Source organism: Candidatus Albibeggiatoa sp. nov. BB20 (assembly GCA_016744725.1).
GTDB lineage: Bacteria > Pseudomonadota > Gammaproteobacteria > Beggiatoales > Beggiatoaceae > Albibeggiatoa.
This window is the reverse complement of sequence record JADGDW010000016.1, coordinates 22,343-37,794: the sequence shown is the minus strand read 5'-3', so window position 1 is coordinate 37,794 and position 15,452 is coordinate 22,343. Positions and strand designations below refer to the sequence as shown.

The 15,452-nt window shown below is 38.9% G+C and carries 10 protein-coding genes; 6 read left to right on the top strand and 4 right to left on the bottom strand.

Annotation, left to right across the window (positions count from 1 at the left end; genetic code table 11):
• Nucleotides 1-272: 272 nt before the first annotated feature.
• Together ABXH34_RS03305 and ABXH34_RS03300 are read right to left on the bottom strand one after the other, a co-directional pair.
• On the bottom strand, nucleotides 273-1,166 hold the full coding sequence (locus ABXH34_RS03305) for a lysophospholipid acyltransferase family protein (RefSeq protein ID WP_353570439.1): 894 nt from the start codon (nucleotides 1,164-1,166) through the stop codon (nucleotides 273-275).
• A 267-nt stretch (nucleotides 1,167-1,433) separates the two neighbouring features.
• Nucleotides 1,434-2,429 carry an endonuclease/exonuclease/phosphatase family protein gene (locus ABXH34_RS03300; protein WP_353570438.1) on the bottom strand — a complete coding sequence of 332 codons (996 nt, stop codon included), beginning with the start codon at nucleotides 2,427-2,429 and terminating at the stop codon, nucleotides 1,434-1,436.
• Between the two features lie 129 nt (nucleotides 2,430-2,558).
• On the opposite strand from ABXH34_RS03300, the gene pcnB reads away from it, so the two are divergent.
• The 6 genes from pcnB to ABXH34_RS03270 all read left to right on the top strand — a co-directional run bounded on the left by pcnB (nucleotide 2,559) and on the right by ABXH34_RS03270 (nucleotide 13,007).
• Nucleotides 2,559-4,010 (top strand): polynucleotide adenylyltransferase PcnB, encoded by a 1,452-nt coding sequence (gene pcnB, locus ABXH34_RS03295; protein WP_353570437.1) that lies wholly within the window; start codon nucleotides 2,559-2,561, stop codon nucleotides 4,008-4,010.
• The gene (gene hisB / locus ABXH34_RS03290) at nucleotides 3,997-4,608 is read left to right on the top strand and encodes an imidazoleglycerol-phosphate dehydratase HisB (RefSeq protein WP_353570436.1); all 612 of its coding nucleotides are present in this window, start codon (nucleotides 3,997-3,999) and stop codon (nucleotides 4,606-4,608) included. Before pcnB ends, hisB begins: the two co-directional genes overlap by 14 nt.
• Complete coding sequence (hisH, locus tag ABXH34_RS03285; RefSeq protein ID WP_353570435.1) at nucleotides 4,608-5,246, top strand: imidazole glycerol phosphate synthase subunit HisH; 639 nt, start codon at nucleotides 4,608-4,610, stop codon at nucleotides 5,244-5,246. Before hisB ends, hisH begins: the two co-directional genes overlap by 1 nt.
• A 581-nt stretch (nucleotides 5,247-5,827) precedes the next feature.
• Nucleotides 5,828-8,122 carry an ATP-binding response regulator gene (locus ABXH34_RS03280; protein WP_353570434.1) on the top strand — a complete coding sequence of 765 codons (2,295 nt, stop codon included), beginning with the start codon at nucleotides 5,828-5,830 and terminating at the stop codon, nucleotides 8,120-8,122.
• 195 nt (nucleotides 8,123-8,317) lie between these two features.
• Nucleotides 8,318-10,813, top strand: coding sequence for a tetratricopeptide repeat protein (locus ABXH34_RS03275; RefSeq protein ID WP_353570433.1), 2,496 nt, complete (start codon nucleotides 8,318-8,320; stop codon nucleotides 10,811-10,813).
• Nucleotides 10,814-11,000: 187 nt separating this feature from the next.
• Nucleotides 11,001-13,007, top strand: a complete 2,007-nt coding sequence (locus ABXH34_RS03270) for a TonB-dependent receptor plug domain-containing protein (RefSeq protein WP_353570432.1) — start codon at nucleotides 11,001-11,003, stop codon at nucleotides 13,005-13,007.
• 222 nt (nucleotides 13,008-13,229) lie between these two features.
• On the opposite strand, the gene ABXH34_RS03265 is transcribed toward ABXH34_RS03270, so the two are convergent.
• Together ABXH34_RS03265 and ABXH34_RS03260 are read right to left on the bottom strand one after the other, a co-directional pair.
• Nucleotides 13,230-14,771: an SDR family NAD(P)-dependent oxidoreductase gene (locus ABXH34_RS03265; protein WP_353570431.1), complete on the bottom strand. Its 1,542-nt coding sequence runs from the start codon at nucleotides 14,769-14,771 to the stop codon at nucleotides 13,230-13,232.
• Nucleotides 14,771-15,403 carry a class II aldolase/adducin family protein gene (locus ABXH34_RS03260; protein ID WP_353570430.1) on the bottom strand — a complete coding sequence of 211 codons (633 nt, stop codon included), beginning with the start codon at nucleotides 15,401-15,403 and terminating at the stop codon, nucleotides 14,771-14,773. The genes ABXH34_RS03265 and ABXH34_RS03260 overlap by 1 nt, the downstream gene beginning before the upstream one ends.
• Between the last annotated feature and the right edge of the window lie 49 nt (nucleotides 15,404-15,452).

Below are 15,452 nucleotides of genomic sequence, written 5' to 3'. Positions count from 1 at the left end.
GGATTCGAACCTCCGAAGGCTGAGCCGACAGATTTACAGTCTGTTCCCGTTGACCGCTTGGGTACCCCTCCGAAACAAATCGTTTCTTAACGAACGGGCTTATAAATAAATTTATAAGTTAAGGATATGTGAATAATCGAACTTTTTCGTTACTGTTCGTACTACGTCGTCAATGAGGTGTGCATTCTAGTAACATTGTTTTATAAATGCAAGTGAAAAATCCACTTTTTTTAATTTATTTTGCAAATTTATTTTGCCCCATTTATAACATTTTAAAATTTAAAGAATTTCCAACCTTCCCACAAACCTGCATCTTGCTCTAACATCAATTGCAAATAGTGGATATATTGCTGCATAATGGCTTCGGGTCCTTGGCTTGAATCTAGTTTATACAATTCCAGCTTAAATTTATCACCACCAATCCAACGTACCCAGCCTGCAACAAAGTCAACATCATGCCGCAATGCCATTTCGACAGTACCCGTTGGACAGGTCAATTTTCGCCCATAAAAATCTAAATCCATACTGCGTTTTTCTGCATACGGATTAAATACATCATTCAGAGTGATGACAACTTGCTTGTTTTTAAAAGTTTTAGCTACGGAGCGGGTTGCACTTAGAGGCGTATTCTCATCCACTAATACAAAATTACCTCCATGATAATGCGCTTCACAATCGAGAAAATATTGGTCATAAATATCAGCAAAATAGGGATAAACGGAGCTATCTTTCGGATTCATTGCCAAAGTTCGAATTAATTGCCCTAACATACTCATACTCACCGTGAATAAAAACGGATGATGATTGTGATAAGTCATAAATAACATAGCTTTATCATTTTGTAATCCGTGTTTAAAATCCCAATTACCTGAAATAATAATATGTTTTTTAAGCCATTGTTGCGACATGGAGCGAATTTGAAAAATATTACAATTGGCCACGCCTGTATGTTGGATAAAATGCTGCCAACCTTTATGGGCAAAAGATGCACCTAAACAATTTGAGATGTTTTGTTTAACTTGCTGTTCATTGCCAATATGTGGGCTTTGATAATGTGCATTTAAAATAGCTAGTTGATAAGCTAATGTCTGTGGCTTAATTTTAGCAATCCAGCGCAAGCGATGTAAAAATCGTGCGTATTGCTGTCCATAATGAGTTGCGTCCATAAATTATCATTGAATGTAAAATGTCTAAAATTTTAGCTGATTTAGATGTTAAAAACGAATTTGAGAATCAGCACTATAGTCAATTTCGGTTGCTATGTTAGGATTGGTAGTCCTTTTATACTTTAAATATCAACCACTTTTGAAGTCGAAGGCTGCCAGTCCTGTATCACTTTAAAATAAAACAACTATATCTCTTTTCTTAGCATCCAATCACAGACCTTAAAAGTCCAATTTTATGAAAAAACCAGCCCTATTTACTCATAAATATTAATTTGCATAAAACGTCACTAATTGCCCACGATGGTCAGAGGCATAATCAAATAAAAAATCAGTATAAACAGGCTTGTAACGTTGACTGACCCAAATATGATCAATATCAAATAGTGGCAAATAACTTTTCCATGTACCACGCCAGCCTATGGTTTTTTCACCCGCTAACCAATAGCCATCACCCATTGTTGGGTAATTGTCAAACCCACGACTACGACGAATCGCATTAAAATCACCTACAATCACATCAATAGGTTGTTGTTTTTCATATTGTTGGACTATTGTTTGATAAATATCATGTAAAAATGGGGTTCGAAGCTGGTCATACTTGCTCTCACCATCAACCACTAATAAACGAAAAGTGTGTTGCGGCATTTCAATGCGAATAATAAACCCATTGCCATGACGCGGATTAGAATAATGCTCAGCTTGCATTGGATAAGGCGACAATACACTAAATATTACCGTACAACGCTGACAGGTATTTATCGGTTCAAAAGTCACCATATTCCAATCATCGCCCAATTGTTCAGCTAATTGAATTAAGCGTTCATCTTGTGGCGGTTCACTAAGCACAATAATATCAGCCTGCTGTTGCAGCATTTTTTCTTGAAGTCCGTCCCATGTATTTAAATAAGGTCTATCACTCAATGGATACTGACCACCCCATAAAGTATTCCAGTGTAATAATCGAATCACCTGCGCTTGTTGAGGTATTGCTTGTTGAGGATGATAATGCAAGAGCTGAACAGTTTGGATGCTAGCAGCGATCAATCCCAAGCCAGTTAGGCTATAAGGAATAATAAAACTTTTTCCGCGCCAACTTAAATCCCAAACAATAGCCCACAAACCCAGAGGCAACAATGGGATATACAGGCATAAAGCCCAAAAAATTGAACTGTCGCGTATTAGCTCAGCCATTAAAGCCAGCAAAAGAATAGCAAGCGTAGGCAAGGTAATAGGCCAACGCAGAACTTTTTTTAATAATTTCATAACGTACAATATTTAGTTTGTAGCGATTTTCCTATAATTGAGCCGTGCTTTTCTATATGTTGGGCACGCTTAGGGCTATAATTTGCTGTATGATATATGAGATTTTAAGAATAAACATCAAGGAATGTGATGGCAGTTTACAGAAAACTTATTGAAGGCATAAAAAAAATTCTTACGCCTGCCAAACGACCCAAAACAACAACACAAACTGAATCCACGCTGAGACCCCAGAATAATGCGCAGTCTCATGCCGCTCACAGAATTCCTCGTGATGAGCATACTGTATCGCGCAAGCAAATCAGTAAAAATGCACTAAAAGTATTGTACAAACTGAATCAAGCAGGTTATGAAGCTTACTTAGTCGGTGGCTGCGTTCGTGATATTTTACTGGATAAAAAACCTAAAGACTTCGATGTTGTGACCAATGCGAGTCCTGATGAAGTCAATGATTTATTTCGCAATTGTCGTTTAGTTGGACGACGGTTTGTGCTTGCACATATTCATTTTGGTAGAGAAATTATTGAAGTAGCCACTTTTCGTGCTCAACATGATAGCAAAAAAGGCGAAGGAGTTACGGTTGATGGTCGTATTGTACGTGATAATGTCTACGGTACGCTGAATGACGACATTTGGCGACGTGATTTCACCACTAATGCTTTATATTATGACATCAGCGATTTTAGTATTATTGATTATGCTGATGGAGTCAGAGATTTAGATGACGGTGTATTACGCTTACTCGGCGATCCAATTCAACGCTATCAGGAAGACCCTGTGCGCATGTTGCGGGCGGCTCGATTTGCGGCAAAATTAAACTTTGATATTGCACCACAAACCGCTGCTCCAATTGAGCAATTAGGCCATTTATTAAAAGGGATTCCACCTGCCCGTTTATATGAGGAAGTCCTAAAATTATTTTTAACAGGACATGCAGCGCAATCATTTGAACAATTGCAAAAATTCCATTTATTTGAGCATTTATTTCCACAAACAGATACATTCTTAGATAACGAGTTTGCGCAAACCTTAATTCAACAAGTATTGCAAAATACAGATGCTCGCATTGCTGAACAGAAAACAGTCACCCCAGCGTTTTTATTTATGAGCTTGTTGTGGCCGCCAATGTTGCCTTATATTAAGGAGCTACGTGAGCAAGAAGTCACAGAACAAGATAGCATTATTGGGGCAGGGCAAACTGTATTGCAAATCCAATCGGCACATGTTTTTATCCCTAAGCGGATTGTCAGCATTATGCAGGAAATTTGGTTATTGCAACCGCGTTTAACTCGGCGTAAAGATAAGCGTTGTTTTAGTGTATTAGAACATTCGCGTTTTCGGGCTGCGTATGATTTTCTCGTCTTACGCGCAGCGGCTGGTGAAGAAGATATTCAAGAATCTGTAGATTGGTGGGATGAGTTCCAACAAACCGAACAACATAAACGTCATGAAATGGTACAGCATTCTCCTAGAAGACCACGCAAACGTAACAATAAGCGACGTAAAAAAACCACAGATTCAGAAGATTTTTCAGATTCGCCAGACAACCAAGCTCCTGTAGACAATAAAAATGAAGAAGCATAATAAACCTGCTGAGCGTTGTGCCAGCATCAAACGAGATACCTTAGAAACTCAAATCAGTGTCAGCCTCAATTTAGATGGCACAGGCAAAGCCCAATTTCAAACGGGCGTACCTTTTTTAGATCATATGATGGATCAAATTGCCCGACATGGTTTGATGGATTTGGATATTCAAGCCAATGGCGATCTACAGATTGATGCGCATCACACAGTTGAAGACATTGGCATCACACTCGGTCAAGCCTTTAACAAAGCATTAGGTGATAAAAAAGGTATTTATCGTTATGGTCATGCCTATGTACCATTAGATGAGGCCTTGTCGCGTGTAGTGTTAGATTGCTCTGGTCGTCCGGGTTTGGAATATCATTTAGAATTTCCAACTGAGAGAATTGGTGATTTTGATGTGGAATTATTTCGGGAATTTTTCCAAGGTTTTGTGAATCACGCATTGGTCACCTTGCACATTGATAATTTACGCGGACGTAATAGTCACCATATTATTGAAACAGTATTCAAAGCATTTGGTCGCGCTTTACGCATGGCGGTTGAACCCGATAGCCGTATGCAAAACATGATGCCATCGACAAAGGGACGTTTGTAATGAAAAAGGTTGTTGTGATTGATTATGGCATGAGTAACTTGCGCTCTGTCAGCAAAGCCTTAGAACATGTTGCAAATGATGCTTGGCAAGTGCAAGTCAGCCGTCAGGCAGATGAAATTTTACAAGCAGATAAAGTGGTTTTCCCTGGACAAGGTGCGATGGGTAATTGTATGCAATTATTGCACGAGACTCACTTGTACGACGTAATCAAGCAGGCCATGGTGGAAAAACCATTTTTAGGAATTTGTTTGGGTTTGCAAACACTATTGACTTCGAGCGAAGAAAATGGTGGCACACAAGGCTTTGATTTGATTCAAGGGTCAGTCATACATTTTCCAACACCGTTGATTGATAGTGCCACTCAGGAAAAATTAAAAATTCCGCAAATGGGTTGGAATCAAGTTAAGCAAACTCAAGCACATCCATTATGGAAAGGGATTGAGGACAACAGCCGTTTTTATTTTGTGCATAGTTATTATGTAGATACACAAGATAAAGCCCACATCGCAGGCCAAACCAGCTACGGTATTGATTACACTTCTGTGATTGCACAAGACAATTTATTTGCAGTGCAATTTCACCCTGAAAAAAGCCAGCATGCAGGTTTGAAATTGTTGGAAAATTTTCTGACTTGGTAGACTAACCAACAAGGATTACCAGCTTTATAACAAGTAGGTAATCCTTCTTAAATACTATTTATACCATTCCGTTCTGTCAATATTTCACACCATTTTCTTTATATTGAAAGCAAAAAATATCAATCAATATGCGGTTTAATAAAAGATTATCCAGATTTGATAATAAGACAGACCTTGCAGATGACTACTTTAAACTGCATAAATCTTCATGGAGCAATTCTAATAGATTCATGAGGCGCATATTTTGTTGAGGAACTTCGTATGTTACTCACTTATCTTTGCTCAACTCTTGTTTTTCTTATACCTCTATTCACTTACCTTATGTCCTGTTCTGAGCTCTATCATTACAAAATCACAAATAAGAATAATAATCATTTGACATTAGATATGAGAATCTATAATATTTTTCAAATGCGAATAATTATCATTTTTGTAATATGCAATACGTTTAATAAACCATCATGTTCTACATTTTACCCTGACCTAATACTGATTTATTGATTGCATGGAGTCTATACACAATCTGCATTTTGCTTTGATTGACTGAAAATATGAAAGAGATACCACGAGGATTTTTTAACATGGCGCAACAGAATGTCCATCACTTTGTTGAAGAAACAATCATAGGAACAGTTTTTAAACGCTTGGCAATGGGTATTATTTTAATCGTGACGCTCACCGCTGTGTTTGGCTACAGCCATATTGCAACGAATATTCGCAATCAAACCATGCAACAATTGCAACATGAGGTGACGCAGCAGGGGATTTTGTTAGACACTTCGTTTAAGCATTTTGCACAGCATGTCAGCATGATTCAACAACGCTTACAAACCAATCAGCATTTAGAACATACTCTTGTTTGCAGCAATCAAAATATTGACACTCAAAACGCCTTACAGATTCTAAAAAATATTGTATCTGAATCACAACAGCCTAATCTACGTTTGTCATTGCTCAATCCTTCAGAACATTGGCAATTGGATTTAGACTGCCAACAGCAAACATTAGATAAAAACGCAGTCGGCTTTCCACTATACACGCTTAAACATCAGCCATTGCGGTGGAAACAGGAGCTTAGTTATGAGCTAAATCAAGCGTGGGTCAGTGTGTTTCAACCGATTTATAAACAACATCAATTGCAATTTGTTGTGTTGGCACAGTTTGATATACAGCCTGTTTTAAATCAGTTAAATAATTTATTTGATGCCCAGCGGTTTTTATACAATGCTCAAAAACAGGTAATGAATCGTGTTCCATCTCAACAAGCACCGCGTTTAAGTTTTACGGAAACTCAAGCAATTTGGCATCCTGAAACAAAACAATATATTGTCAGCACTCGTTTGCAGTCGAATCAATGGTTTTTAGCCGTCACTTTACCTCAAGCCATTTTAGGTCAGATTGCATGGGAAACCGCACAATTGATTTTACTCTTTGGTGCTATTATTTTGGCGACTGTGTTTGTCTTGTTGTATGTGTTTTTGCATCATTTGGTGGCTAAACCTTTACATGATATTATTTTAGCAACCAGACAGTTAGGCCAAAAAAACTTTGATGTGCAGCTTAATATGCGTCGTCAAGATGAGTTTGGTTTGTTGGCGAAATCGTTTGATAAAATGGTGCGCCACCTGTCTCGCCATCAGCAGCAATTGCAGACTTATGCGCTACGTTTGGAACATGATGCACAGCATTTGGCTCAGGCTAAGGAGCAGGCGGAGTCGGCGAATATTGCGAAAAGTCAGTTTCTGGCCAATATGAGTCATGAGTTACGCACCCCATTGAATGCGATTATTGGTTATAGTGAGATTTTACAAGAAGATGCAAGTGATGAAGGGTTGCAAGATTTTGTAAATGATTTGGAGAAAATCAGTCATTCTGGGCAGCATTTATTAACCTTGGTCAGTCAGGTGCTAGATTTGTCCAAAATTGAAGCGGGTAAGATGGCTTTGGATAAGCAGCTTGTGCCATTTGCTCGTTTTATTAAAAGCTTAGAGCAGATGATTTCACCTCAGATTGATGAACAACATAATCAATTACATATAGATTATCCTAAGACTTTATGTGACATCAATACCGATGAGAATAAGTTAAAACAGATTTTGCTCAATTTATTGAGTAATGCCACTAAGTTTACTCAGCAGGGTATGGTGCATTTATCGGTTCGTCATGAGCAGGAGTCGGGACAGGATTGGTTGACATTTCAGGTGTCTGATTCGGGAATTGGTATTTCACCGAAAGCGCAGGTTAATATTTTTAATTCGTTTACTCAAGCGGATAATTCGACTACACGTAAATATGGCGGCACAGGTTTGGGATTGAGTATTGTTAAGCAGTTTACGGAGTTGTTGGGCGGTGAGGTTAGTTTGTCGAGTCAGTTGGGTGCGGGTAGTCGTTTTCAGGTTCGGCTTCCGTTGAGTTGTCATTTTGCTGGGGCGGAGTCGAGCATTGAGCAGACCATGAATCGGATGTTTAATTTGACGCTGATTGAATCGCATCATCGGATTTTGGTGGTGGAGGATGATGTGAATACTTTGAGTTTGATGCAGAAAATTTTATCGAAAACTGCATGTGAGGTGATGACGGCTTGTCATGGAAAAGCGGCGTTGCAGAGTTTGGATATGTTTCAGCCTGATTTGATTTTATTGGATTTGATGATGCCTGAGATGGATGGTTTTAGCTTTTTGCAACATGTTCATCGGCATAAAACATGGCGTAATATTCCGATTATTGTATTGACGGCTAAAGATTTAACTTCGACTGAAACCGAGACGCTACAGGATCAAGCTAAGTTGGTATTGCAGAAAGGCAGTTATGAAATGAATGATTTGTTGCAAGATATTGGCTCGTTGTTGGTTTGGAAACAGCCTGAGTTTTCATAACATTATTGATGGTTTGGGTTGTATAGTCGTTTTATTTTAAAGTGATACAGGACTGGCAGTCCTTATTTTTGAAAGTGATTAATATTTAAAGAGTTTCAGGACTGCCAGTCCTCGCACTCAAGACTGAATTGACTATATTTCACGGCAAAACTTGGGTTATAATTGTTTTAATTAATAACGCCGTGGTTTGTCATTATGGAACAAGATAAATCTTTTATAGAGTCAATAACAAGCCCAGAAAGTTTAACCAACATTGTTGTCGGTGTTGTGATTGGACTTTTGGTTTTGCTTATTCCATATTTTCTTAAACTCATCAATTCTAAAATTAAAAAGCCTAAACCGTTCTTAAAAGAAGGCACTTATGATTTATCCCGCCTGCCTTTGCCTCCCAATAATATTTTATTCGGACGAACCAAAAATTTAGCCGCTTTAACCAGAGCATTGAATAAAGATAATCGTGATTTGGTGTGGATTCATGCGGTGGGTGGTGCGGGAAAGTCTGCGTTGTTGTATCGCTGGTTGGATGATTTGCGTAATAAAAAGTATAAAGATTTAGACAAAGCCTTTGCGTGGTCGTTTCATAATCAGGATGGGCAGCAGCGTCAAACGGGCAGTAGTGATTTTTTTATTCAAGTATTAGGACATTTTGGGGTTAAAGCGCAGGATATTCCGCAAGATGATGTGGCAAAAGCGCAGTCGTTAGCACAAATTTTACAAAAGCAGCCGAGTTTGTTGGTGTTGGATGGTATGGAAACTTTGCAATATCCTCAAGGTTTGAAATCCTTTAGCGGCGAGTTGCAAGATATGGCGATGACAACGTTTTTAAAGTCGGTGCATCGGAATGGTTTGGTAAAAAGTCCAAGCTTGATTATTGTTACGTCGCGTTTGCCGTTGCAGGAATTTGAAAAATGGGATGAATCGCGTTATGTGGCGATGTCGCTAGATAATTTATCGGATGCGGATGGCATGAAGTTGTTGAAGGAATTAGGCGCGAAGGATACTAAACAAAAAATTAAGTGGAAAAACTCAGAAAATGAATGGCTTGAGCGATTGCAAGGTGAGGCGGTGAGTGCGGATTTACATGGTCATGCTTTGAGTTTGGTTTTATTAGGTCATTTGGTGAAAACGGAATTGAATGGGCATTTGGAATTGCGCGACCAGTTACCGCATTTGTGGGAAGCTAAAGAGTTCAGCGACATCGTTCATGAAATATTAGATTTTTATATACAAAGATGGGGTAAAAAGAAACGTCCTGAATCTATTTTTATGCACTTGTTAGGTTTATTTGACCAAGCGATGCAAAAAGATGAGTTTGATATGTTGTTATATGATTTGCCTTATGCTTTTCAATTGAGAAGTTGGCAAAAGCAAGGAAAGCTTGATGAAATCTATGACAATTTAGAAACGGCGGGTTTATTATCTATTAAAATGCAAGATAAAGAACGGGTTGCATGGGATACACATCCTTTAATCCGTAGTTATTTTGCTGAACATTTCAAGAAAACCAAACCCGCAGAATATAAAAAAGCCCATTATGTATTATTTGAATATTATGAAGATTTACCTAATGAATATCATCCCGAAGGCTTAACAGGTTTAGAGCCTTTATATCATGCCGTAAAACATGGTTGTTTGGCTGAGGAATATCAAAGGGCTCTGGATAATGTTTATTATGAGAGAATTGAAAGAGGTGGTAAAGAAGCTTATAGCTTAAACAAACTCGGGGCTTACAACCAAGATTTAATAGCCATTGCAGGATTTTTTCCTCAAAATTGGTCACATTCTGTACAAGGTTTATCTGAATCTGCACAAGGATTTTTATTATCAGAAGCCTCATTTTGTTTGATGTCATTAGGGCGTTTAAACGAAGCACTTGAACCAAGGCAAGCTGATTTAAAATTAAGGCAAAAACTGAAAGACTGGGAAAATGCTTCAACCACAGCACTAAATCTTGTAGAGCTACATTTAGCATTAGGATCGTTACAACAGGCGACTGAAAACGCACAATTAGCGATTGATTATGCCCAACAAAGTGGCGATGATTTTGAACAAATAAAAAGTCATGCCTATCTTGCAAGCTGTTTACACCTTCAAGGGCAACTAGCAGAGGCTTTACCGTCTTTTCAACAAGCGGAAAAATTAGAACAAAATCGAGGCAATCAATATTTATCTTCAGGCACTGGATTTTATTATTGCACTTTATTGCTAGACCAAGCCCCAACCACAGCCGATATTGAACATGTATTGCAACGTGGGGAATATGGGTTAGAAATATCACAACAAACTAATTTTTTACAAGATATTGCTAAAGATAAATTAACCCTAGCCCGTTGCTATCAAGCCCTTAAATCAGCACAAGCAATAAGCTATTTTGACGAAGCCGTCACAGCCATACGCAAAGCTGGAAAAATTCAATATTTACCCATGTTCCTCATAGACCGTGCAAACTTCCATTTACAACAACAAAACCTTAAAGCCGCAAAACCCGACCTAGACGAAGCCCACGACATCATTGAACGCTGCAAAATGAAACGGTACGCAACCGACTGGCATTTAGCAATGTGCCGCTATGAACTGATAACAGGCGACAAAGACAAAGCCATTGAACATCGAAACCAAGCCGAAAAACTCATCAACGAAACGGGCTACCACTTACGTGACAAAGACCTAACAATACTGAGCCAGCAATGATAATCTCACCTGTGATTTAGAGCCAATGCTCTTTATCAATACTTCAACTTTTCAGTTTAAAGCATTCATTTTCAACAACCCGCTAGACTTGTACTATTTTTTACAAACCTCATGATATACTTAAGTTTGTTTGCTTGTTAAAAACGAGCTATTGGTGGTAAGCCATCTATCAAGGGAGGAGTAAAACATGAAAAAACCAAAGGATTATTTTAACTATCTGCTATTAAGCCTGTTTCTATCTTATTCCCCTATTTATGCTGCGAGTGCTATTGACTTAGAAACCATGTTAACTACAAAAGAATTATTGCAATTTTCATTAGAAGATTTGCTGGATTTACAAGTGATTACTGCTTCTAAAAAACAAGACAATATTCATGATGCCCCCGGTATCATTAGCGTTGTCACCGCACAAGAAATTAGAAAATTTGGTGCAAATAACTTACGTGAAGTCATCGGCCGATTAACCAGCACCTACTTAGGTGAAATATATGTTTTACCACAGAATGCAACCGCAGTAAGAGGCAGTTTTGGAGGCTTAGATACACAAGTATTATTATTACTCAATGGACGACCCTTTAAAGAAAGTGTGACGGGTGGTTTTAATTATCCTATTTATCTTGCTTTTCCTCTGAGTGCAATTCAAAAAATCGAAATGATTCGTGGGCCTGGTTCAGTACTATATGGCTCAAATGCGTATATGGGCGTGATAAATATCCTAACCAAAACTGATGAAAATCCCAATGAAATAAACGTGATGGCAGGTTCTTTAGGGACACGAGCAACAGAAGCTTATGCTCACCATGAACACAACGATTTAAAATTGACCGGTGGGCTACGTTATTTTGAAGAAACCGAAGGCTGGGAATTTAAAGCGGTTGACGAATTAGGAGAAGCAAATCAAACCAATTATGATGAATATAATGTGGGTGCTTATCTAAATGCAAATTACAAACAACTCAACTTTGACTTTACTTGGCTGAAAGCAAATCAACGCCACTTTGGCGAAATACCACAATGGTCTTGGCAAGCGAAAGATATGAAAACCACACGGATTTTAGCCGATATTGGTTATAAACATATTTTTTCCGATAATTGGCACTTAGAAACAAATTTAACTTACAACCAACGCCAAACAAATTATGAATCCGTGCAGGCCAATATGGAAGAAGCAAGCAAAGATGGATTGTTAGAAGTGGCCAACTATTGGGAAAATGATAAATTTTCTTGGTTAATCGGTGCAACAGCACATTATATGACAGGTTATTCATTGGGTATCTCTAAAGGCTTGTATCAGCAGGTTTTTCCTGTGGTGGAGGATTACTACGAAACGTTGTACACACTGTATACACAAGCTGACTACAAATTGAACGATAAAACAAAATTAATTCTTGGTGGCCAATTCGTTCAGCCTGAGGGTATCAGCTCAAGCTTTATGCCTCGTTTAGGACTTATTTATCAATTTTCAGAACGATTAGGCATTAAAATATTATACAGCGAAGCATATCGCACCGCCTTTGAAATAGAAAAAGCCGCCCAATCCCCCGTGATTCAAGGTACACCCGATTTAAAGCCTGAAACGATTAAAACTTATGATTTTCAAGTTTTTTATAACACTAAACACTACCAATTCAGCACCACTTATTACCACAGTACGCAACGAGATTTAATTACAGCGTTGCCACTACCCAATCAAGCAAGATTATATTATGACAATATAGGAGAAACGACCATACAAGGCATTGAACTAGAGTCAAAACTGATGCCTAGTGAACAGTTTTTCTTAACAGGTTCCCTCACCTATCAAAGCAATCAAAATAAACAAGGGATTAAAAATATTACGTTAATGCCGAATCTGATGATAAAACTAGGGGCGAGTTACCAGTTTAATAGTGCAACCTCCATCAGTATATTTGATACTTATTACCGCGCGGCTCATGCCAATCCACTGCGCCCAACCAAACCGCAAATAGTCAATCCTGCTCCCAATAATTATCACATGGTCACATTAAATATGAGTTTGGAATTAAATCAATGGCTAGGCTTATCGTCTAACAATCCGCTGGCTTTAAATACCTATATTTATAATTTGCTCGATGAAGAAGTCTATATGCCTGAATTTCTGCGTGGCCAGCTTAATAGTTTGCCTGTAAGACAAGGACGAGGCGTGTATGTGGGTTTGAAATATTATTTTTAACAAATCGTATTTTCAGTACAAAGATTTCTAATCGATTTTTTAACCTAAATGCAAAACTGCCCACAACGAATATCACAATCATCGTGAGCAGCTTGGTTATAGTCAATTTCGGTTTATATGCTAGGACTGGCAGTCCTTTTATATTTTAAATATCAATCATTTTTAAAATTTAGGACTGCCAGTCCTGTATCACTTTAAAATAAAACGACTATAGGCTAATGGCTATTGATCGCGGGGCTCGATCAAGATTTCATTCATACTGACATGAGGTTTTGCCAGCACAGTATTAACAATACAATCAGCAACATCAAATGGGCTAAGCAACTGCATATCCGAAGCCCAACCATGTCCCACTTTGAATTCTGGATTGATACCAAGTTCTTCAAGTGTCGCGGTATCACTGTTGGTAGAAACGAGATCCGTCCGAACATCTCCCGGTTGCACATCGGTCACTTTAATACCTGTTCCACGGAATTCACCGCGTAAACTCTGGGACAACATGGTAACAAAGGACTTCGATGCACAATATACCGACAAACCTGCAAATGGGGTTTTGGCAGCGTCACTACTGATATTGATAATATGACCTGATTTTTGCTCCGTGAACACAGGCAATACAGCACCAATACAATTGACTACGCCTGAGACGTTCACATCAATCATCTTCGCCCATTCTTCATAAACGCCATTCTTCATAAAAGTAAAGCACATCAAGCCAGCAGAGTTGACAAGTATGTCGACACGATTGTAACGCTGCATCACAGTGTTAACTACGCTTTGCATTTGTTCACGCTGTGTAACATCCGCAGGGGCAACAAAACAAGAGCCGCCTTGCTCTTCAATCAGTGCTTTCACCGTGTCGAGCTTGTCAACATTCCGCGCAACCAAGACAACACTGGTCCCTTGAGCAGCTAATGCAATAGCGGTTGCTCGCCCAATACCAGAAGATGCGCCCGTACAAATCACCACGCGATCTTTCAATTTTTGCGTTTGAATCGCATATTTTTCAGCTTGGATCAACCAATATGTCTTAACGCCGCCTTCGATTTCATTGAGTTTTCTCTCGAATGATTCAACCGTCTTTTCAAATCCTTCAGTGGAATATTGAGCGGTGATTTCATCTTTACGAGTCAGTAAACGGTCAAGCTCAGCTTGTGTGTGCTGCATATAGCCTTCCGTATCATTGGAAACCTGCACACGGACAAAAGTATTGCGCTCGAAGAAATCGTAATACTCTGACTGCATTAGTAGATGATAGCCTTTGCGCTGATGCACTGCTTGTTGTTCTTCAGTCAATGGCTGATCTGAGACACCATAATCTGTAGCAATGAATTTACCACCGGGTTTAAGCCATGATCTGACTTTCTGGAATAGCTGATTTTTTTGCGCTTCACTAAAATGCAGTAGGGCATCTCGACAAATAATGTAGTCAAAAGTATTATCATTAAAATGGGTTGCAACGACATCACCATGAATAAATTCACATTGAGACGAACGTTCGGTTGCTATTCGCTTGGCATGTTCAATTAGCTCTGCTTCTCGGTCAATGCCTGTAACTTTAGCTCCATGCTCACTTTCAAGATAAAAGCCAGCACCACCTAGGCCACAACAGACATCTAAAATACGCGTATTTGATCCAAGCTCCTCATCAGCGAACAATGTATCAAGATAGGTTGAGCCACCACAAGACATGAATCCTTCGCCAAAGGCCAATTCAAATAGATTCACGCTCTCCATGCTGTATTGTTTTTCGGCAACCGCCATTACAAAACTCCTGCTTGTTTAAGTTTTTTGAGGTATGAGCTAGGACATTCAGGTATCTGAGTTCCATCTAAATCAGTGCTCAACATTCTGGTCATATTGGCAGCTTGTTCAAGATTTAATGCGGTGTGTCGCGCCCATTCAATAGCGTTACTGCCTAATAGACAGCCATGATGTGCGAGTAATAAAATATCAGCACCGTTTTTAAATTGTTCTGCACAAGCATCAGCAAGTTCCTGTGTACCCGGTTGAATAAACGGTAATCGAGCCATTTTGCCAGCAAGGTAATAGGTGTGGTCAACGGTGATAGTTCTGATGTCAATATTGGCAACCGCAAGTAAAATCGCGTTTTGAGGATGAAAGTGCAATAAACATAAGAAATCAGGTCTTGTTCGATAGCCTGCAAGGTGCATTGCTGTCTCAGAAGACGCTTCCGCTGGGACATCATCATCTAGTTTAAAAGAGACGAATGAATCCATATCAAGCTCATCAAGACAAGTGCCTGAGCGGGTAATAGTCATCTCATTGGCTTTTGCATCATAAGTAGAGAGATTGCCGCCATCAGCGATGGTGAGATTGGCGCTGACCAGCTTTTTTCCTAATGCAATCAGCTTGTGTACGTTTTCTTCAATCATGGAGGGCTCGTAATTCCGAAAAAAAATCTGGCTAAATCTGACTAAAAGC

Excerpts from the sequence above, each read along its gene's own strand:
- ABXH34_RS03305 (WP_353570439.1), bottom strand. The coding sequence starts at position 1,166 with ATGGACGCAACTCATTATGGACAGCAATACGCACGATTTTTACATCGC.
- pcnB (WP_353570437.1), top strand. The coding sequence starts at position 2,559 with ATGGCAGTTTACAGAAAACTTATTGAAGGCATAAAAAAAATTCTTACG.
- ABXH34_RS03265 (WP_353570431.1), bottom strand. The coding sequence starts at position 14,771 with ATGGCGGTTGCCGAAAAACAATACAGCATGGAGAGCGTGAATCTATTT.
- ABXH34_RS03300 (WP_353570438.1), bottom strand. The coding sequence starts at position 2,429 with ATGAAATTATTAAAAAAAGTTCTGCGTTGGCCTATTACCTTGCCTACG.
- ABXH34_RS03260 (WP_353570430.1), bottom strand. The coding sequence starts at position 15,403 with ATGATTGAAGAAAACGTACACAAGCTGATTGCATTAGGAAAAAAGCTG.
- ABXH34_RS03270 (WP_353570432.1), top strand. The coding sequence starts at position 11,001 with ATGAAAAAACCAAAGGATTATTTTAACTATCTGCTATTAAGCCTGTTT.
- hisH (WP_353570435.1), top strand. The coding sequence starts at position 4,608 with ATGAAAAAGGTTGTTGTGATTGATTATGGCATGAGTAACTTGCGCTCT.
- ABXH34_RS03280 (WP_353570434.1), top strand. The coding sequence starts at position 5,828 with ATGGCGCAACAGAATGTCCATCACTTTGTTGAAGAAACAATCATAGGA.
- ABXH34_RS03275 (WP_353570433.1), top strand. The coding sequence starts at position 8,318 with ATGGAACAAGATAAATCTTTTATAGAGTCAATAACAAGCCCAGAAAGT.
- hisB (WP_353570436.1), top strand. The coding sequence starts at position 3,997 with ATGAAGAAGCATAATAAACCTGCTGAGCGTTGTGCCAGCATCAAACGA.